At 39.2% G+C, this 278-nt stretch carries 1 pseudogene; it reads left to right on the plus strand.

The annotated features are described in order from the left end of the window. Positions 1–6: 6 nt before the first annotated feature. Positions 7–278 (plus strand): annotated as a pseudogene (locus HC175_RS23725) (inorganic phosphate transporter); the annotation flags it as partial.

Consider the following 278-nt stretch of genomic DNA (forward strand, 5'->3'; position numbering starts at 1 on the left):
GGAGGAGTGTCTCTAACCGCTATTCTCTATTTTATCCTGCTGAAGGGTTTAAATTCTGTGACCTTTATTCCTGAAGGTTTCTTAGAATACATTGAAGAAAATACCTTTATCATCATTGGTGCAGGCTTAATATTCTTTACCATAATTTCCCAGCTCTTGATGAGCATTTTGAAAATGAATATTTTGAAGATCATTATCCTGGTGGGTACATTTTCCCTGGCCCTGGCCTTTGCAGGGAATGACCTGGTAAACTTTATTGGTGTACCTCTTGCAGCCTG

Source organism: Salinimicrobium oceani (assembly GCF_012037645.1).